We start from the raw sequence: 18,294 nt of genomic DNA, 5'->3' as shown, positions 1-18,294 counted from the left end.
CGTCAGCCTCGCGTGCGCCATGATCTGCTGGCGCAGATTGATCAAGTGGACCCAGCCGAGATCGTGTTAGGAGCTTTAAGGCCTCGTGGATAGCCCGAAACGTACGACCGTTGCACCAGCCTTTCTGTGGGCCATCCAGCTGTGCGCCGGCATTCCGGCCCGTTCAGCAAAGCTTCTTCCACTCGCGTTCCGATGACCGCGACGGTCTCGAAGCCGGCGGAGTGCCGATCCGATCGACGGCCACGATGGTCACGCGCCGGCTCGGTGAGGTGCGCCCCGAGTTGTTTTTTCGACCAGCCGAACGAATCGTGCTGGAACCGGCAACTCGTCGCGCACCCGACGATCGTCAGCAGCGGAGCCACGTTCGCCGTCGGGCCGTACGTACAGAAGCAGTTGTTCTTGAGAAGAGCGGCCCGGTGCCCAGCAGGCGCCGGGCCGCATGCTGTGTTCGGCACCCGGTGCTGCTACCGAGCCGCAACTCCGGAAAAGTTACAGCGCCCTGCGGCGCCGCCGATGCTCGATCCCGACCGCGAAAACGGGAGGGACTCCGAGGATGAAGGTTCGACTGCGCCGCTATGCCGCTGGTGCCGTAGCCGCCGGCGCGCTCGCTGCCGCCGGCGTCTTCGTGATGCCCAGCGGCACGGCGGGCTGGGAGCCGGTCACCTACGGTCTCACGCAGAGCCCGGAGCAGTTGCTGCCCGAGACGGTCACCGAGACGAAGCCCGCCCGGATCGTCACCACCACTGTCGACCGGAAAGGCCGCCCCGTGGTCACCGTCAAGGAGGCCACCAACCGGAAGGCCGCGACCAGGCTGGTCAAGGAGGCGCAGAAGACCGAGGACGCGGTGAGCGTCGAGCTCGACTTCCCGGTGCACGCTCTGGGTGTCCCGACCGGCTCGGACACGTACCGTAGCCAGCAGTGGGACTTCGCCAAGCTGAAGATCGCCGAGGCGTGGAAGAGGTCGACGGGCGCGGGTGTCACGGTCGCCGTCATCGACACCGGTGTCGACGCGAGGCACCCCGACCTCGCCAAGAACGTCCTCAGTGGTTACGACGCGCTCACGAATAAGGCGGGTGTCAGCACCGACGGCAACGGCCACGGCACGCACGTGGCGGGCACGATCGCCGCGGTGACCGGCAACAACATCGGTGTCTCGGCGGTCGCGCCGGACGTCAAGATCCTGCCGGTCAAGGTGCTGAGCGCCAACGGCAGCGGCAACACGTCGGACACCGCCGAGGGCATCATCTGGGCCGCCGACAACGGCGCCAAGGTGATCAACATGTCGCTGGGTGGGAGCGGTAAGGCCGCCGCGGTGAGCAATGCGATCCGGTACGCCCGGAGCAAGGGCGTGACAGTGGTCGCCGCGGCCGGCAACAGTCGCGGCGAGGGCAGCCCGATCAACTATCCCGGCGCCGACGAGGGTGTCATCGCCGTGGCCGCGACCGACGCCGCCGACAGGTTCGCCACCTACTCCAACGCCGGTAGCTACGTCGACGTCGCCGCCCCCGGCAGCGCGATCATGAGCACGTACCCGAACAGCTCGTACATGTCGTTCAACGGCACCTCGATGGCGACCCCGCACGTCGCGGCGGTGGCGGCGCTGCTCAAGTCCTACTCGCCGGCCCTGACGCCGGACCAGATCGAGTCGGCGCTGGAGAAGACCTCGGTCGACCTGGGGGCTTCCGGGTTCGACAAGGACTACGGATACGGGCGCATCGACCCGGTCGCGGCGCTGGCTTCGGTCGCGCCGAGAACCACCCCGCCGACGACTGCACCGACCAGTAGCGCCGCCAGGGCCAACCCCCTGCTTACTACGACAGTGATCAGCCGCGAGGTCGCGTACGGAACAAGCACCGCAACCACCTTCACGGTCCGCGTCGCCGGCAAGGTCTGGGCCCGCAAGCCCGTTTCCCTCTGCGTCAGCGAGGCCGAAGGCGAGTTCTTCTGCACCGACACGACGACCACGGTGAGCGGAACGGTCGTCCTGTCTCGTCCCGCCACCTCGTCCTACAAGGCCAACCTGAAGGTCGCCGAGACCGAGACGACAAACGCCGCGACCTCCCCGACCGCGACCTACCGAGTGCGGGCCAAGGTCACCGTCACCCGCACCTCGCGCGGAGTGATGACCGTACGCCTCACCGGTGCCGCCGGTCAGACCGTGCAGGTTCAGCAGTACATGGCCGGCCGCTGGGTGGAGATCGGCGACTTCCCGGCAGCGGCGACAACGACGGTGAGCGGGATGACGATCGGGCAGCGATACCGGGTGGTCGTGCCGGACACCGCGGCGATCCTCGGCGTCACGAGCGCGGGAGTCATGATTTGAGCTGACTACCGATGTGCAACACCCTGACACCACGGCTCACAACCTCACCCTCCGATTCTCTTCTCGTAGCACAAACACGGGGGAGAGAGACGTTGATGAAGGTTCAGATCCGTAGGTTCGCCATGGGTGCCGTTGCCGCCAGTGCTTTCGCCGCTGTCGGTGTCTTCGCCCTTCCGACCGGCTCGGTGAGCTGGGAGCCCGTCACCTACGGCTTGACCACCAGCCCCGAGCAGATGCTCCCGGCCACCGTCTCCGCCGAGAAGCCCGCCCGGGTCGTCACCACCACGGTCGGCAAGGACGGCCGTCCGGTGGTCACGGTCAAGGAGGCCACCGACAAGCAGTCCGCGACCGAGCTGGTCAAGGACGCGCAGGGCGCGAAGAACGCGGTGAGCGTCGAGCTCGACGCCACGGCGTACGCGCTCGACATCCCGACCGGCTCGGACCCGTCACGCAGCAAGCAGTGGGACTTCGCCAAGCTGAACATCGCCGAGGCCTGGAAGAAGTCGACTGGCGCCGGCGTCGTCGTCGCTGTGGTCGACACCGGCGTTGACTCGAAGCACCCGGACCTGGCGGCCAACGTGCTGAGCGGATACGACGCGATCACGAACAAGGCCGGAGCCACCACCGACGGCAACGGCCACGGCACCCACGTCGCCGGCACGATCGCCGCGGTCACCGGCAACGGGGTCGGCGTCTCCGGCATCGCGCCGGACACCAAGATCCTGCCGATCAAGGCGCTCGGCACCAACGGCAGCGGCAACATGTCGGACACCGCCGAGGGCATCATCTGGGCCGCGGACCACGGCGCCGACGTCATCAACATGTCGCTCGGCTCGACCTCGAAGGTCACCGCGGTCACCAACGCGATCAACTACGCCCGCAACAAGGGCGTCACGATCGTCGCCGCCGCCGGCAACAGCCGTGCCGAGGGCAGCCCGACCAACTACCCGGGCGCCGACCAGGGTGTCATCGCGGTCGCCGCGACCGACTCCAGCGACAAGATCGCCAACTACTCGAACGCCGGCAGCTACGTCGACGTCGCCGCCCCCGGCAGCAGCATCATGAGCACCTCACCGACCGCGCTCGGCAACGGCTACAAGACGATGAGCGGCACCTCGATGGCCTCACCGCACATCGCGGGTGTGGTCGCGCTGCTGAAGGGCGCCAACCGGGCGCTGACCCCGGACCAGATCGAGCAGACCCTCAAGGACACCGCGATCGACCTGGGCAAGGCCGGTTTCGACAACGACTACGGCTACGGCCGGGTCAACGTGGTCGCCGCGCTGAACTCACTCGCTCCGGCCACCACCCCGCCGACGAAGGCGCCGACCACGGCTCCGACCACCGCGCCCACCACGGCGCCGACAAAGGCTCCGACCACGGCGCCCACCACCAGCGCGCCTGTGGTTTCTCCTCCTCCCGCCGCGGGCAAGGTCACCCCGGTGATCACGGTGAGCGCCGGCACGCCGGAGGTCGCGTACGGGACCAGCACTGTCACCACGTTCACGGTGACGGCGGACGGCAAGGCGTGGGCCGCGCAGGGCGTCTCGGTCTGTGTCTCCGAGGGCACCAGCCCGGTGAAGTGCACCGACACCAAGACCACCGACGCCGGCACCGTCGCGGTCACCCGGGTGGCCAAGGCGGCCTACAAGGTCCAAGTCAAGGTGGCGGAGTCGGCCACGAACACGGCAGTGACCTCGCCGGCGGTCGCCTACCAGGTGCGCGCCACGGTCAGCGTCGTCCGCAACAGCGGCGGCCAGATGACGGTCACCATCGGCGGCACCGCCGGTCAGACCGCCCAGGTGCAGCAGAACGTCTCCGGCACCTGGAAGTCCGTCCTGACCTTCAAGGCCCAGTCCGGCATCCGGATCGGCGGCCTGCGCGGCGGTCAGCAGTACCGGGTCATGGTTCCGGACACCACCGCGATCCTCGGCGCGACGAGCAACACGATCAAGGCCTGATCCTTTACCGACAGCCTTCTTCAGCCGCGGCAGGGCCTTTCGAGGCCCTGCCGCGGTCGTTTTGTCCCTCAGCCCAATTTCGCCCACTCGCGGCCGATCACCGCGATGCTCGAGGCCGTCGGCAGCTCACCCCGGGGAACCACGGCCATCGTGATCACGCTGCGCGCCTGAGACGTACGCCAGCACAGCAACAGCCCCGGCCGCCGGCTCGCCGGCACCTCCGTCTCCATCCGGACGTCGCTGGTGCATCGGATGCCGTTTCCGACCGCCTGCCCCTCGTCGCCCGCGAGCAGCAACTCCCGATGCCCGGTCAGATCCCGCTGCGCGCTCAGAATCCGGATCGTGCCGTTCTCCAGCACCTCGGTCCGCTCGGCGACGCTGACCTGCTCGGCCACGTCACCTCCGGCTGCGGGGGACACCGACACCCGGGGGCCGGGCTCATCGCTGCGGGTCGCCGTGGGTGCCGGGCTTTGCTGGACCGGCTTCGCCGGTTTGAAGCCCTCGGGTGTACGGGCTACCGAGTGCGACGCATTCGCTGCCTCAGGTGTCGTGTTCTTCCCCGGCGTCGTGTCCTTTCCCGGCGTCGTGCTCGATGTTCCGGTGGTCATCGGTGCCAGGGCCGCCGGTTCCGGAAGGCTCGGCTGTTCGCCGCCGGTCAGCAGCAGTTGGGTGACCAGGAAGCCCGCACCCGCCAGCACCACCGCCGCACCGGTCAGCCCCACGATCAGCTGCTTGCGGCGGCGCTCCCGCGCTGCGGCCGTCGAGGCGTACAGGCCGCTCGGCGGTTCGAATTCCTGCTGTTCGTCGTAGTCGGCCATCTCACCGTCCTCGCCTAGCCCCTTCTCATGCTCCCAAAGAGCTGGACATATCGGGCGAGGTTGCGAGAGCTGCTCACCATTGCGGACTCTCCGGTCCTAAACGGGCGCGCACCGGAACGGCACTGTCGGATGGTCGTCACGCCGTCCCGCCGGTGCTACCTGTGCAGCCTGCCGCCCGGATAGGCCGGTGCGAGCGGCGAAGTACGGCATCACCCGGTCCAGGGAGCTGCGGCTTCTGCTGTTGACCCGGCATCCGGGCGCGCGCAGTGTGTGAAACATACGGGTGCGATGGCGGCGGACCCGGAGCCCTTCCGTCGTGCCCGTTCCTTCAGGGAAGGGGCCGTGCGGTGCCGGATGAGCACGTCCCTTCCCGCCCGTCGTGGAATTGCGCCGCCTGCGGCCGTCCCTGGCCCTGCGAACCCGCCCGAACCCGGCTGGCCGCCGAACTCGGCCGCATCGACCTCGCCGTCCTGATGTGGGACCACTTCGAGGAGGCGGCCCGCGACATGCCTCATACTCCGGCCGGCGACCTCTTCACCCGCTTCCTCCGCTGGACCGACTGACCCTCGCAATGTGTGCGGCTACCCACGCTCTAGCGGAGGGCGGCTACCGCGGCGTCCGTGCCACCGCGCCAGATCACGCCTGCCTCGCTGTAACCGGCGGCGCGCAGAGCCTCAACATGCCAGGCCGCCGGCGGAAGCCACTCCTGACTGTGATCCGCAGCCGGGTAGATCCGCGCCCGCTCCACAGCCTTGGCCGCGAGCTGCTCGTCAGCGGCAACACGCGCCCACCAGTCCGGCCAGGAGGTGGAGGCACCACTCGCGTACCTCGCCTCCCGCTTGATCCGCCCATGCTCATGCAGCTTGCTGGAGAGAATCGGCAGCCCCTCCTCCGGCATGTGATCAGCGTTGGCGAAGATCCCGCCAGGCCGCAGCACCTCCCGGATCTCCGCGTAGAGCGCACTGACCCGCTCAGCCGGCAGCCAGTGCAGCGCGGTAGCCGTCAGCACCGCGTCGAATCCGCCGTCCTCGGCGCTGCCCTGGTCGCCGACCTGGTCGCCGCCCTGCGGCAGCTTCGCCCGCCACCCCTCATCACCCAGGTCCGCGTCGACGATGGTGGCGCGTCCCCGCAGCGAGGACTCGGCGATGGTCAGCAGCACCGGATCCTGATCAAGGACGGTCACCTGCGCGCCGGGGAAGCGGCCCAGCGTACGCAGCGAGATCGCCCCGGTCCCCCCGGCGAGGTCGAGCAGGCGCGGCGGCCTGCCCTCGGTGACCGCGGCAACGGCGTCGAGCATCGCGGCGAACCGGTGCTCGCGATCCGGCATGAACGCTTCCTGCTGCCGGTCCCAACTCTCCTGCCAGATCTCAGGGTCGTTCAAGTAAGCAGTCATACCCCTTACGGTAGTTACTTCAACGGATCCACAACACCCCGTCCCACGGACTTCCCACTACGCCTCGCACATCGCCGGAGGCTCGCGCGATGCTCGGGTCAGTGCGCCTGCTGGTCGGCGAGGCGTTCGGCGAAGGCCAACAGATCCCGCCGTTCGATCGCCGCGGCCATCAGGTCCGGGAACGCGTCCGGCGTACAGGCGAAGGCCGGAACACCCAACGCCGCCAGCGCCGCCGCGTTCTCGTGGTCGTACGCCGGCGCCCCCTCGTCCGACAGCGCGAGCAGCACCACGACCTGCACACCCGCAGCCGTCATCTCGGCCACCCGGCGCAGCATCTCGTCGCGGACCCCACCCTCGTACAGATCACTGATCAGCACGAAGATGCTGTCCCGTGGCCTCGTGATCAGCTGCTGGCTGTACGCGATGGCCCGGTTGATGTCCGTCCCACCGCCGAGCTGAGTTCCGAACAGCACCTCCACCGGATCGCTGAGCTGCTCCGTCAGATCAACCACGGCGGTGTCGAAGACGACGAGCGAGGTCCGCAGCGACCGCATCGACGCGAGCACCGCCGCGAAGACCCCGGAGAACACCACCGAGGCGGCCATCGACCCGGACTGGTCCACGCAGAGCACGACGTCCCGCTGCACCGAGGTGGTACGCCGCCCGTACCCGACCAGCCGCTCCGGGATCACAGTGCGATGCTCGGCCTGGTAGTGCTTGAGGTTCGCGAGGATCGTCCGGTCCCAGTCGATGTCGGCGTGCTTCGGACGGCTGATCCGGGCGGCCCGGTTCAGCGCGCCGGTCACAGCCGCCCGGGTCTTCTTCTCGATGCGGCGTTCCAACTGCTCGACCACGGTGCGGACCACCTGCCGGGCGGTTTCCTTGGCGGCTGCCGGCATCACCCGGTTCAGCGAGAGCAGCGTCCCGACCAGGTGCACGTCCGGTTCCACGGCGGCGAGCATCTCGGGCTCGAGCAGGAGCCGGGTCAGGTCCAGTCGGTCGATGGCGTCGGCCTGCATGACCTGCACCACGGTGCTCGGAAAGTACTCCCGGATGTCACCGAGCCACCGAGCCACCTTCGGCGCCGAACTACCCAGCCCGGCCGACCGCCGGTCAGCGGTTCCCTCGCCGCCGTCCCCTCCGTCGTAGAGCGCCGCCAGCGCCCCGTCCATCGCCCCGTCCCGCCCGGCCGCCTTACCGAGCGACTCCTCGGCCGCCCCGCCGAGCACCATCCGCCACCGCCGCGCCCGCTCCCGCCCGGCCGTGCTCTCCTCACTCACCGACCCCTCCAAGCCGCACCGAGTGCAGCCACACCGGGCGAAGCCGCGCCGAGCGAAACGTTCACCGCGCTTCCCGGGGCGGGCTGGTGAAGACGATGTGGATGCCGGCCGAGTGGGGAGCCTCCTTCAGCGCCTCCTCGTCAGGCGGGCTGCTGAACCACACATCCGGCACCTCCGGCGAAATCTGCACCTGCGACGGATGCTGCGGTTCGATCATGGAGTCGGTCATCTTTCCTCCGATGAGGGAAGGGTGGCTTGTATCAGTGGAACCGGCCGCAATTCGCGGCCGAGCAGAGCGCTGAGAACAGGCAGCACCGTTGCTGCCCGCTCCCTGTCGACGGTCGCGCTCTCGTGCCCGCCTTCGGTACGCCCGCGGGCAACCCGCTCGCCGATGGCCCGGCGTTCCCCCGGGTCGAAGCCGCCGAAGGTCCGCCGCAACAGCGGCAGTACGTCGTCGAACGCCCCGGCCGGGATGTCCGCCAGCCAGTCGTCGACAAGTGCGAGCAGAGTGTCGTCGTGGATCAGGAGCAGGCCGCCGCCGGACAGGAACCCCTCCACCCAGGCGGCCGCGTGCGCGGGGGGAGTGCCCACCGTCAACGGCAGCCGTAACCGCCGCCGGACCTCGGCCGCGTCCAGGCGCCCGGCGTCGAGCAGCAGCCGGGTCAGCCGGCCGGCGGGCAAGCCGTGCAGGTCGGCCCGCCCGGCCAGGGACTCGATCGTCGCCAGCCACAGCTCCCGGAGCCGTTCGTCGGCGAGCAGGCTCACCGCCTGGTGCACACCGTCCATGCCGTCGCGCAGCTGTTTGGCCGCCTCGTCCGAGAGCGAACCGGCCGCCGCGGGCAGACCACCGCAGATCCGGGCCAGCAGGCCGGTCGTCACGGTTTCGAGCCCGGCCACATCGGTACGGCGGACGTCCCCGTACCGCAGGGTGCGTGCCAGCGCCGGAACCGCCGCCATCAAGTGGTGCACGTCGGCGTCGAGTGCCGCCCGGGTGTCCAGGGCCGCGAGCACCGGCGGGTACGCCTCGGTCAGATCCGCCAGCAGGCAGACCTCCACCAGCCCGGTGACCTCAGCGAGAGTGGTCGCCTCATGTGCACGGCGGGTGATCCGGGCGGTCGCCGCCGCGGCCACAGTGGTGCCCCACATGCTGCCCTCGACCAGCCGCACCGCGAACTCCGGCTGCCATTGAAGCCGCCATTCCTCACGGAAGGTCCCGGTGCCGCGCCGCCCGGTCGTGCGCTCGCCCCACGGCAGATCCAGGGTTCGCAGCCGGTGCAGGAGGCGGCTGCGTCGCAGGTCGATGTCGCGGCGAAGGTCCAGATCGAGGGTGCGCTCGCTCGGTTCGGGCTTGAGCCGCACGGAACGTTGCTGTGCCGTGAGATCGCGGGCCAGGGGAACGGCCGGCATCGCCTCCGGTACGGCACCGAGACGCTCCCCGACGACCAGACGGCGCGCGATCAACTCGGCGCGGAGCGGCTCCCCGTCGCACATCACCGCCTCGGCGGCCTCGGTGACCTCGGCGAGCCCGGCCAGCGGCCGCCCGCGCAAGACAGCCAGCGCCTCGGCGAGCCGGGTCGCCTCGATGACATGCGCCGACGACGTCGGCACGCCCTCGGCCCTCAACACCCCTGCCGCATCCACCAGCCACCGCGGCACCACCTCGTCGGCGGAGGTGAACAAATGGTGGTACCACCCGGGGGACCGCACCCCCGCGCCGTAACCGGACCACGAGGCCAGCCGCCCGTAGGTCCACGGCACCCAGGTGAACGCGACCTTCCCCTTGCGCCGGCCCTTGAGCAGAGCGGTGTCGTCCTTCACGGGCACCTTGCGGGTGAGCGCCGGCACGTGCCAGGCGCCGCAGACCACCGCGATCTCCTCGTGCCGGCGGCGCTCCTCCCGCAACACCCCTCTCATGTACGCCTCGCGCAGCAGATCGTCCGGATCCTCCACCGAACTCTCCCGGATCGCCGTCATCGCTTCCGCGATCGCCTCGAAGACCGGCACGCCTCGGTGCTCGACGACGTCCTCCCACCACCGCTCCGGATCGTCGTAACCAGCCGCCGCCGCCAACTCCCCGATCGGATCCACCGGCCGCTGCGCTCCAGGCGCCGTTTCGGCACTCACCGCAGCCGCCGAGTTGACGGCGTCGGACGGGGCAAAGACGGCTGCCGGATCGGAGGCGACGGTGCCGGGTGCCGGGTCGGCGGAGGTGGTGCTGCCGGGTGCCGGGTCGGCGGAGGTGGTGCTGCCGGGTGCCGGGTCGGCGGCGACGCGAAACCCGTACGGAAGGTCGAAGAACCTCACCGGGATGCCGCGCCCGACCGCCCACCTGATGGCCTGCCACTCCGGGGAGAAAACGGCGAACGGCCAGAAAGCGGCCCGCGCCGGATCATCAACCGCGTAGCCGAGCAGGGCGACCGGCGGTTCCAGGCCCTCGTCGGCGACCCAGCGCACCAGGTCGTCCGCCTCGGGCGGGCCCTCGATCAGCAGCACGCCGGGTGGATGGCGCTCCAGCTCACGCACCACCGCCCTGGCCGAGCCGGGCCCGTGATGTCGCACGCCGTAGAAGCGCTCAGGCATCTCGGGCGGCCCGGTAGAAGTCGCGCCAGCCGTCCCGCTCACGGACCACGGTCTCCAGGTATTCGCGCCAGACCGCGCTGTCGGAGACCGGGTCCTTGACGACGGCGCCGAGGATGCCGGAGGCCACGTCGCCAGGGTGCAGCGTGCCGTCGCCGAAGTGGGCGGCGAGTGCCATCCCGTTGGTGATCACCGAGATGGCCTCGGCGGTGGACAGCGTGCCGGTGGGTGACTTGAGCTTGGTCCGGCCGTCCTCGGTGATCCCGGAGCGCAGCTCGCGGAAGACCGTGACGACCCGGCGGATCTCCTCCAGCGCGGCCGGCACCTCGGGCAGCTCGAGGGAACGGCCGAGCTGGGCGACCCGCCGCGCGACGATCTCCACCTCCTCGTCGGCGCTGGCCGGCATCGGCAGCACCACGGTGTTGAACCGCCGGCGCAGAGCGCTGGAGAGCTCGTTGACCCCGCGGTCGCGATCGTTGGCGGTGGCGATCAGGTTGAAGCCGCGCTGCGCCTGGACCTCGGTGTTCAGCTCGGGAACCGGCAGCGATTTCTCGGAGAGGATGGTGATCAGAGCATCCTGCACATCGGACGGAACCCGGGTCAGCTCCTCGAGCCGGGCGATCGAACCGGTCCGCATGGCCCGCATGACCGGGCTCGGCACCAGCGCCGCGTCGGTCGGCCCCTCGGCGAGCAGACGGGCATAGTTCCACCCATATCGAATGGCCTCCTCGGCGGTGCCCGCGGTGCCCTGGATCAGCAGCGTCGAGTCGCCGGAGATGGCGGCGGCGAGATGCTCGGAGACCCAGGTCTTCGCGGTGCCGGGAACGCCGAGCAGCAGCAACGCCCGGTCGGTGGCGAGGGTGGCGACGGCGACCTCCATGAGGCGGCGGGGCCCCACGTATTTCGGGGTGATCTTCGCACCGTCGCCGAGCAGGTAGGTGACCACGGCCTGCGGCGACAGCCGCCAGCCCGGGGGCCGCGGCCGGTCATCGGCGGCGGCGAGCAGGGTCAGCTCCTCGGCATACTCATCCTCGGCATGCGGTCGCAGTGCGGTCACGGAAGCTCCTGACTGGTTCCCGGATCTCTCGCCGTCGCGTCGAACCGCGAGGGTGTCGAACGGGCGATGGCCTCGAGAAGCAGGTTACGGCGGGGGTATGACAAAACTGGGCGGGCTTACCGGGCGAATCGGACGCTCGCCAACTCCTGGAACATTTCCTCCCGGAAGATGAGTGTGCGGGCGAGATCGGTCACCGGTCGCACCCGGGTCGGGTCGACGACCTGGTCCAGTTGGGCGGCGAGGCGTCCGGCCAGATCCGCGTACGCCGGGGGCATGGCGAGCCCGGCGGTCCGGCACAGCTCGCCGAGCTGCCAGGTGTGCCGGTCGTTGCGCGCCCGGGTCGCGATCGTCTCCAGGACAGCGGCCGCCAGGTGATCGGGCCACGGCCCCGGATGCAGAACGAGCAGCCGGTGAGCGGAGCCGTCCTCGGCGCGCAGCGCGTCGGCGGCGAGCCGGGCGAGCAGGTCGGGTGGCAGCACCAGGTGAAGGTCCCAGCGGACCGCCTCGCGCAGCGCACCGGAGTCCTTCTCGAGCAACGCGGCCGCCCACCGCGCGTCATGTTGCGTGATCGCGGCCTTGGCCCAGCCGTGCAGCAGCGGCGTCGCCCAGTCGTGCCCGCGCGCCAGAGCGAGCCATCCGGCCGGATCGAGACCGGTCCAGCTGGCCAGGGGAGTGCCGGCCACCACCTCTTCCAGCAACCAGGCCCCCGCTCCGATCCCCCGCGCCGGAGCCGCACCGACACCGTCCCGGCGCAACGACGAATCAAGCTCCTCCGGCGGCTCAACAACCAGCCGCACCGGCTCACCCCGCGCACCCACATCGAGCGGCGCCGGCTCACCGTGCGCGCCGGGATCCAGCCGCACCGGCTCACCGTGCGCGCCGGGATCCAGCCGCACCGGCTCACTCCACTCGTCCGGAACCAGCCGAACCGCCGCATGCGCCCGCTCAGCCATCCGCTGCCCGAGCCGCGCCCCCGGCAAATGACGAAGCAACTCGAGCGCCGCCTCCCGGACCTCCTTGCGCCGATCGTCGAGCGCGGCCTCCAGCAACGGCTCGTCCGCCGGCGACAACCCGGTGGCGAACACACTCAGGAACCGGGCGCGATTCTCCGAGGACTCCGTCTTCCACGCCTCCTCGACGAGCGCCCGCGCCCGCTCCGGATCGGTCTGCCGGAGCGCCGCCACATGGCTGAGGCGTTCGCTGCTGCCGGCGGTGTGCCAGTCGGCGACATCCACCTCGACGACCTCGTCGAGCAGCCAGCGCCAGTCGCCCCGCTGACCGGCCAGCCAGGCGCCGCGCCGTCCTGCCACGCGAGCCAGTTCGGCGCGGATCGTGGTGTTGCGCCGCCCGGCCTCGAGCAGCACCGGCAACATCGCCGGTGGCACCAGTCCGCCCCGATCGTTGGCCGCGGCCAGCCACTGAGCGAGAAGTTCCTGCTCGAGGTGCCCGCCACCGGGTGCACCACCACCGAGAATGCGGGCCAGCCGAGCGGTGGCAGCGGCCGGCAACAACGCCTCCGTCTCGGGCGGTGCGGCGGGAACGGGATCTCGGCCGGTCGCCGGCACTATCCCGGCGCGGCGGCAGGTCAGGGCCACAGCCGCAGCCTCCAGCAGCGCACCAGGCGACGACGGCGAATCCCCGACCTCGACGTCAAGGCCCGCGACCGAGATCGATTCAGCCGCCCACGGCCGTCGAGCCGTCCCCACCAGGGCCGCCGCCAGCAACTCGGCAGGCAACTCCGGCTCCCGGCGCACCCCCGGGTCGGGAACCGGCGCCCCGGCCGGCACGAACTCCCCGCCGGCCCACGCGGCCAGCGGCCGCAATCCAGCCGGGGACCACTCCGCGGCCACTGTGGCCGGCGCCGCCCCCGCCGCCGCGAGCAGCCACCACGGCTCCCGGTGCCCCGGCGCCAGGGGCAGGGCGGACCCCTCCTCGTCGACCAGGTAACCGCCGCTCGCCGGGCGCACGTCGGCGAGCAGCATCGGAGCGTCGTACCGCCAAGGTTCTGTGGCCAGCAGCGACGCCCAGCTGGAGAGGCCCGCCGAGATGGTGCCGGGGCCGTCGGGTGAGCCGAACGGCTCGGCCGCGGAGATGTGCTCAGCGACGAGCGCGCGCAGCGGCGCGGAGCCCGGGTAGAAGCAGAGGTCCCCGCGGAACTCGGTGCCCGGCACCAGGTCGGCGGGAAGCGACTGGCCAGGCGCGGCGAACGACAGGACCAGGGCGAACCGGCTGGTCGCGGCGCCGCGCAGCCAGGTGCGCCGGGTGGTGATCGTGCCGTCGTCGGTCTCGGTGCGGCCCAGGATCTGCCAGCGGTCGGTGACCCGCGGGCCGGCCAGGACGTCGTCGGCCGAGGTGGGGAAGCCGATCCGGGAGCGCACGGTGGCGGCCAGCGCGGGATCGAGCGAGTCGAGCCGGGAGTGTGCGGTGACCAGCAGACGCAGCATTGCCAGCTCGCCGAGAACACGGTCGGCCCAGTGCGGGCCCAGGCCCGCGGCACCGCCGAGCCGCCGGACCGCACCCGCAGCGGCTCCCGCCTGGGCGTCGATGAGACGGGCGGCCATCGGCTCGAACGCCTGCCGGCCGGCCCGGGCGAACCCGGCCAGACCCTGCTCGACCTGGTCGTCGAGCCAGCGGCGCAGCTCGGTCATTCCACCGGCGACCCGGTCGGCCCGCTCCTGCGACCGTTTCGCGGCCGCCACCGGATCTCGGGGGGCATCCGGGTCACGTTTCGCCCGGGCGACCCGGGTGGCCTGCCAGGCGGTGGCGAACTCGGGCGCCGGACCGTCGGTGACCCCCGACTCGGCCCAGCGCAGCAACAGGCCCAGCACATGCTTGCAGGGGATCTTGCGGCTCGGGCAGGAACACTTGAAAGCCGGGCCGTCCAGGTCGGCAGCCACCTGATAACCCCGGCAGAGTCCCCAGAGGATCTCGTCGAATCGGCCGGTCGCGGAGAACTGACCGGTGACGCCCCGAGCGTTCCGCAGCGAATTCGCGTCGGGTGCGAGAGCCTCGACCTGAGCGGTTGACCATCGTTCGATTCCCACGATGAGACCCTAGGCGCGGGGTACGACGTTTTTCGGCGGAGGAGCGGGCATGCGCGTGATCGTCTTCGGGGCGACCGGGATGGTGGGGCAAGGGGTGCTGCGGGAGTCCCTGCTCGCGCCGGACGTGACCGAGGTGCTGGCGGTGACCCGCACGCCCACCGGCGTGAACCACCCCAAACTTCGCGAGGTGCCGCTGCCCGACTTCACCGACCTGTCACCGATCGAGGGCGATCTGGCTGGTTACGACGCCTGCTTCTACTGCCTGGGCGTGTCGTCGGTCGGCCTGGACGAACCCGCCTACACCCGGATCTCCTACGATTTTCCGATCGCCGCCGCCCACACGCTGGCGAGGCTGAGCCCGGACTGCACCTTCATCTATGTCTCGGGCGCCGGCACCGACCCGAACAGCCGGATCATGTGGTCCCGCGTCAAGGGTCGCACCGAGAACGAGGTCCTGGAGCTCTTCCCGAACGGCTACGCTTTCCGCCCCGGCTTCATCCAGCCCACGCACGGCGCCCGTTCGAAGACCGGCTGGTACAACACTGCTTACGCGCTCACTGCCCCGCTCGTGCCGTTCTTCCGCCGCGTCGCCCCCAACTACGTGACCACCACCGACGCCCTCGGCCGCGCCATGCTGCGCGCCGTCCGCACCGGCTTCCCGCGCCGGGTGGTGACCAGCGCGGACATGCGCTGACTGTCCCCACACGACAGCACCGAAGGCGATCACCATGCCGGCCAGCTGGACCGGCGTCAGCGTCTGGTTCAGCAGGGCCCACCCGACGACGGTCGCCGTCACCGGCGACAACAGGCTGAGCAGCGAGACCTGAGACGCCTGCATGCGCTCCAGACCGCGGAACCAGATCGTGTACGCCAGTGCTGTCCCGACCAGCGACAGGTAGGCGTACCCCGAGATGTTCTTGACCGTCAGTGACGTCGGCAGACCCTCGGCGATGAGCGTGACCGGGACGAGCAGCAGGCCACCCGCGGTGAGCTGCCACCCGGTCGCGGTGAGTGACGATACGCCGGGTCGCCCCCATCGCTTGGTGAGGACCAGGCCGAGTGCCATCGAGGCGGTACCGGCCAGGCCGGCGAGGACACCGATCGGGTCGAGCCGGGCGGACGCGGTGAGCACCGCGAGAGCAACGCCTACGGCGCCGAAAAAGCCGGCCATCACGGTACGCAAAGCCACGCGCTCCGACAGCAGGAGCACACTGAGTCCCGCTACCAGCAGGGGTTGAGCCGCCCCGAGGACCGCCGCCATGCCACCGGGCAGCCGGTATGCCGTGACGAAGAGCAGCGCGAAGAAGATCCCGATGTTCAGCGCCCCGAGCACCGCGGACTTCCACCACCACGCGCCGCGCGGGAGTCGCCGGGTGAGCGCGAGCAGCAGAAGTCCGGCCGGCAGGGCGCGCAGCAGCCCGCTGAGCAGGGGGCGCCCCGGCGGCAGGAGCTCGGTCGTCACCGCATACGTCGTTCCCCAGACGGCCGGGGTGATCGCCGTGACCCACAGGATCCGCATGACAACTCCCTTGATGACACTCGCTCGCCGATCGATCCCTCGACGACGGCTGGTGCTCCACGCGGGGCGCCGACGGCGACCCGAATCCCTCGACGAAAAGTATCTCGATGTAAAGATAACTCTTGTCGAGAAGTTCGTCATCAAGACAATGGTGTGATGAACGACGGCGTGGATCGCATCCTCGAACAGTGGGCCGGCGAACGGCCCGACATGGACACCGAGGCGATGGGGGTGTTCGGCCGCATCTACCGGCTCGCCCGGCTGGCCGGCGACGCCACGGAGCGCGCCTACGCCGCCTACGGCATCGGCCGCCCCGAGTTCGACGTCCTCGCCACCCTCCGCCGGGCCGGCAAGCCCTACCAGTTGTCCCCCGGCGCACTCGCCGCCTCGATGATGCTCAGCACCGGCGGCACCACTGCCCGCCTCGACCGCCTGGAGAAGGCAGGGCTGGTAGCCCGCTCTCCCGACCCCGACGACCGCCGCGGCGTCCTGGTCCGCCTCACCGACAAGGGTCACGACATCGCCGACGCCGCAGTCGCAGCGGGACTAGCCGAACAGCAGCGCCTCCTGGCCCATCTGCCCCCTCCTGAGCGACAGCAGCTCAACGCCCTGCTCCGCGATCTCCTCAACGGCCGCTGACGCCAACCTCACCAGGCTGACGCCGGCCTACCCGGCTGACGCCAACCTCACCAGGCTGACGCCGGCGCTCAACGTCGGCTGGTGGCGCCATCCACGGCGGCCGCGTCGCCCGCGGCAGCCCGATGAGCTGCGAGGTGGCGCCGCGCGGTCCTCTTAGCTCGCTCCGTGGCCGGCCGGCACCGTCTCGGTGGGGGAGGGCGGCGGCGGGGGAGTCCCGTCGCCGAACGGCCTGCCGCCGAGTTCCTCGCGCCCGTGCGGCGTCTCCCAGCCACTCAGGTCCGGCCCCACCGGCACGATCCCGGTCGGATTGACGTCGCGATGCACCTCGTAGTAATGCTGTTTGATGTGCACGAAATCAATCGTGTCCCCGAACCCCGGCGTCTGGAACAGATCCCGGGCGTAGGCCCACAGCACCGGCATCTCACTGAGCTTCGAACGGTTGCATTTGAAATGCCCGTGGTACACCGGATCGAAGCGCACGAGCGTGGTGAACAGCCGCACGTCGGCCTCGGTGATCGTGTCCCCGACCAGGTAACGCTGCCCTTCGAGCCGTGACGACAGCCAGTCGAGCCGCTCGAACAACCGGGCGTAAGCCGTCTCGTAGGCTTCCTGCGATCCCGCGAACCCGGCCCGGTAAACGCCGTTGTTCACATCCTTGAAGACCACATCGTTCACCGAGTCGATCTCGTCCCGCAGCTCTTGTGGATACAACTGTGGCGCGCCCGTCCGGTGGTACTTCGACCATTCCAGCGACAGATCGATCGTGATCTGCGCGAAGTCGTTCGTCACCACCTTTTTGCTCGGCACGTCCACGATCGCCGGCACGGTGATGCCCTTGTCGTAGTCGGGGAACCGATTCAGGAACGCCTCCTGCAACCGCTCCATCCCCAGCACCGGATCGCGCCCGTCCGGGTCCAGGTCGAAGGTCCAGCTCCGCTCGTCGTGAGTAGGCCCGGCGATCCCCATCGACAGCACGTCCTCGAGGCCGAGCAGCCGCCGCACGATGATCGCCCGGTTCGCCCACGGGCACGCCCGGCTCACCACCAGCCGATACCGCCCGGGCTCCACCGGATAACCGTCGCGCCCATCCGTGGTGATCCGGGTGGCGATGTAGCGCTGGTCGCGGGAGAACTCCCCCGCCGGATTCACGTAGGCCATGACCCCATCCTTACCCCCGAAAATCCCGAATGATCCGAGGTGGATGTGGTGGGCGGGCGAGGCATCCCCCCGTGTGCGACGCCTCGCCCGGCTCAGGGTGGCGGTCCGACCGGCTTGCGAGCGTTCACAAGCGGGCGCCGCGGTTGCTGCCATCGAAGCCGGGATCGGCCGCGTTCGCAGGACAGGTGTCCGGCAGCGGGCGCAGTACCACGCACGACCGTCTTTATAGCACGGGAGGGAGAGCGCTTTCCGGGAGATTGGGAGCGTTCCCGGCGGAAACCTCCAGGTCGGGGGCATGCACCGGAGGCGAGGTTCTCGATCGGGCGACACTTCCTGACCGGCCGATCCGAGCGAAATCTCCCCACGCGTCGAGCCGAAGCACAGCGCGCACTCGAGCCGGGACGCGGGGCACGGTCTGCGCCGGCTCGAGCCGGGACATGGGGCATGGTCCGCGTCGACTCAAGCCGGGGCTGGGGAACAGTGCCGCACGGTGGCCTTACGTTCCTCGAACGTTCCGGCGTGCTG

General features: G+C 70.3%; 13 protein-coding genes and 1 pseudogene. 5 read left to right on the top strand and 9 right to left on the bottom strand.

From position 1 onward, the window contains the following. Nucleotides 1-553 precede the first annotated feature (553 nt). Both ACFQV6_RS39175 and ACFQV6_RS39170 read left to right on the top strand, forming a co-directional pair. A complete protein-coding gene (locus ACFQV6_RS39175; protein ID WP_378032774.1) occupies nucleotides 554-2,323 on the top strand; it encodes a S8 family peptidase in 1,770 nt (589 codons plus the stop codon). A gap of 95 nt (nucleotides 2,324-2,418) precedes the next feature. Next, nucleotides 2,419-4,284, top strand: a complete 1,866-nt coding sequence (locus ACFQV6_RS39170) for a S8 family serine peptidase (RefSeq protein WP_378032773.1) — start codon at nucleotides 2,419-2,421, stop codon at nucleotides 4,282-4,284. A 68-nt stretch (nucleotides 4,285-4,352) separates the two neighbouring features. Here ACFQV6_RS39170 and ACFQV6_RS39165 read toward each other — a convergent pair whose 3' ends face one another. Further along, nucleotides 4,353-5,102 carry a hypothetical protein gene (locus tag ACFQV6_RS39165; RefSeq protein WP_378032772.1) on the bottom strand — a complete coding sequence of 250 codons (750 nt, stop codon included), beginning with the start codon at nucleotides 5,100-5,102 and terminating at the stop codon, nucleotides 4,353-4,355. 347 nt (nucleotides 5,103-5,449) lie between these two features. Between ACFQV6_RS39165 and ACFQV6_RS39160 the strand changes: the two genes are divergently transcribed. Then, complete coding sequence (locus ACFQV6_RS39160; RefSeq protein ID WP_378032771.1) at nucleotides 5,450-5,665, top strand: hypothetical protein; 216 nt, start codon at nucleotides 5,450-5,452, stop codon at nucleotides 5,663-5,665. 29 nt (nucleotides 5,666-5,694) lie between these two features. Here ACFQV6_RS39160 and ACFQV6_RS39155 read toward each other — a convergent pair whose 3' ends face one another. The 6 genes from ACFQV6_RS39155 to ACFQV6_RS39130 form a co-directional block, all read right to left on the bottom strand. Further along, the gene (locus ACFQV6_RS39155; RefSeq protein WP_378032770.1) at nucleotides 5,695-6,495 is read right to left on the bottom strand and encodes a class I SAM-dependent methyltransferase; all 801 of its coding nucleotides are present in this window, start codon (nucleotides 6,493-6,495) and stop codon (nucleotides 5,695-5,697) included. Between the two features lie 98 nt (nucleotides 6,496-6,593). Continuing rightward, nucleotides 6,594-7,775: a VWA domain-containing protein gene (locus ACFQV6_RS39150; RefSeq protein ID WP_378032769.1), complete on the bottom strand. Its 1,182-nt coding sequence runs from the start codon at nucleotides 7,773-7,775 to the stop codon at nucleotides 6,594-6,596. 61 nt (nucleotides 7,776-7,836) lie between these two features. Further along, the gene (locus ACFQV6_RS39145) at nucleotides 7,837-8,004 is read right to left on the bottom strand and encodes a hypothetical protein (protein ID WP_378032768.1); all 168 of its coding nucleotides are present in this window, start codon (nucleotides 8,002-8,004) and stop codon (nucleotides 7,837-7,839) included. Further along, nucleotides 8,001-10,355 (bottom strand): DUF5682 family protein, encoded by a 2,355-nt coding sequence (locus ACFQV6_RS39140; RefSeq protein ID WP_378032767.1) that lies wholly within the window; start codon nucleotides 10,353-10,355, stop codon nucleotides 8,001-8,003. Before ACFQV6_RS39140 ends, ACFQV6_RS39145 begins: the two co-directional genes overlap by 4 nt. Further along, nucleotides 10,348-11,409 (bottom strand): AAA family ATPase, encoded by a 1,062-nt coding sequence (locus ACFQV6_RS39135; protein ID WP_378032766.1) that lies wholly within the window; start codon nucleotides 11,407-11,409, stop codon nucleotides 10,348-10,350. Before ACFQV6_RS39135 ends, ACFQV6_RS39140 begins: the two co-directional genes overlap by 8 nt. A 116-nt stretch (nucleotides 11,410-11,525) precedes the next feature. Next, entirely contained in the window at nucleotides 11,526-14,453 is a 2,928-nt protein-coding gene (locus tag ACFQV6_RS39130) for a DUF5691 domain-containing protein (RefSeq protein ID WP_378032765.1), read from the bottom strand. Between the two features lie 49 nt (nucleotides 14,454-14,502). Between ACFQV6_RS39130 and ACFQV6_RS39125 the strand changes: the two genes are divergently transcribed. Then, nucleotides 14,503-15,147 (top strand): epimerase, encoded by a 645-nt coding sequence (locus ACFQV6_RS39125; RefSeq protein ID WP_378032764.1) that lies wholly within the window; start codon nucleotides 14,503-14,505, stop codon nucleotides 15,145-15,147. A 69-nt stretch (nucleotides 15,148-15,216) separates the two neighbouring features. Here ACFQV6_RS39125 and ACFQV6_RS39120 read toward each other — a convergent pair. Further along, nucleotides 15,217-15,972: pseudogene (locus tag ACFQV6_RS39120) on the bottom strand (EamA family transporter); the annotation flags it as partial. A gap of 156 nt (nucleotides 15,973-16,128) precedes the next feature. Between ACFQV6_RS39120 and ACFQV6_RS39115 the strand changes: the two are divergent. After that, the gene (locus ACFQV6_RS39115; protein WP_378032763.1) at nucleotides 16,129-16,611 is read left to right on the top strand and encodes a MarR family winged helix-turn-helix transcriptional regulator; all 483 of its coding nucleotides are present in this window, start codon (nucleotides 16,129-16,131) and stop codon (nucleotides 16,609-16,611) included. 153 nt (nucleotides 16,612-16,764) lie between these two features. Here the strand turns inward: ACFQV6_RS39115 and ACFQV6_RS39110 are convergent, their stop codons facing one another. Further along, nucleotides 16,765-17,769, bottom strand: a complete 1,005-nt coding sequence (locus tag ACFQV6_RS39110) for a glutathione S-transferase family protein (RefSeq protein WP_378032776.1) — start codon at nucleotides 17,767-17,769, stop codon at nucleotides 16,765-16,767. Nucleotides 17,770-18,294: the final 525 nt, after the last annotated feature.

It is taken from the genome of Actinoplanes sp. GCM10030250 (assembly GCF_042666575.1).
Taxonomy (GTDB): domain Bacteria; phylum Actinomycetota; class Actinomycetes; order Mycobacteriales; family Micromonosporaceae; genus Actinoplanes.
This window is presented reverse-complemented; position numbering and strand designations above follow the sequence as displayed.

Coding starts and splice junctions, on each gene's coding strand:
- ACFQV6_RS39175 (WP_378032774.1), top strand. CDS start 554: ATGAAGGTTCGACTGCGCCGCTATGCCGCTGGTGCCGTAGCCGCCGGC.
- ACFQV6_RS39170 (WP_378032773.1), top strand. CDS start 2,419: ATGAAGGTTCAGATCCGTAGGTTCGCCATGGGTGCCGTTGCCGCCAGT.
- ACFQV6_RS39165 (WP_378032772.1), bottom strand. CDS start 5,102: ATGGCCGACTACGACGAACAGCAGGAATTCGAACCGCCGAGCGGCCTG.
- ACFQV6_RS39155 (WP_378032770.1), bottom strand. CDS start 6,495: ATGACTGCTTACTTGAACGACCCTGAGATCTGGCAGGAGAGTTGGGAC.
- ACFQV6_RS39145 (WP_378032768.1), bottom strand. CDS start 8,004: ATGACCGACTCCATGATCGAACCGCAGCATCCGTCGCAGGTGCAGATT.
- ACFQV6_RS39140 (WP_378032767.1), bottom strand. CDS start 10,355: ATGCCTGAGCGCTTCTACGGCGTGCGACATCACGGGCCCGGCTCGGCC.
- ACFQV6_RS39125 (WP_378032764.1), top strand. CDS start 14,503: ATGCGCGTGATCGTCTTCGGGGCGACCGGGATGGTGGGGCAAGGGGTG.
- ACFQV6_RS39115 (WP_378032763.1), top strand. CDS start 16,129: ATGAACGACGGCGTGGATCGCATCCTCGAACAGTGGGCCGGCGAACGG.
- ACFQV6_RS39110 (WP_378032776.1), bottom strand. CDS start 17,769: ATGGCCTACGTGAATCCGGCGGGGGAGTTCTCCCGCGACCAGCGCTAC.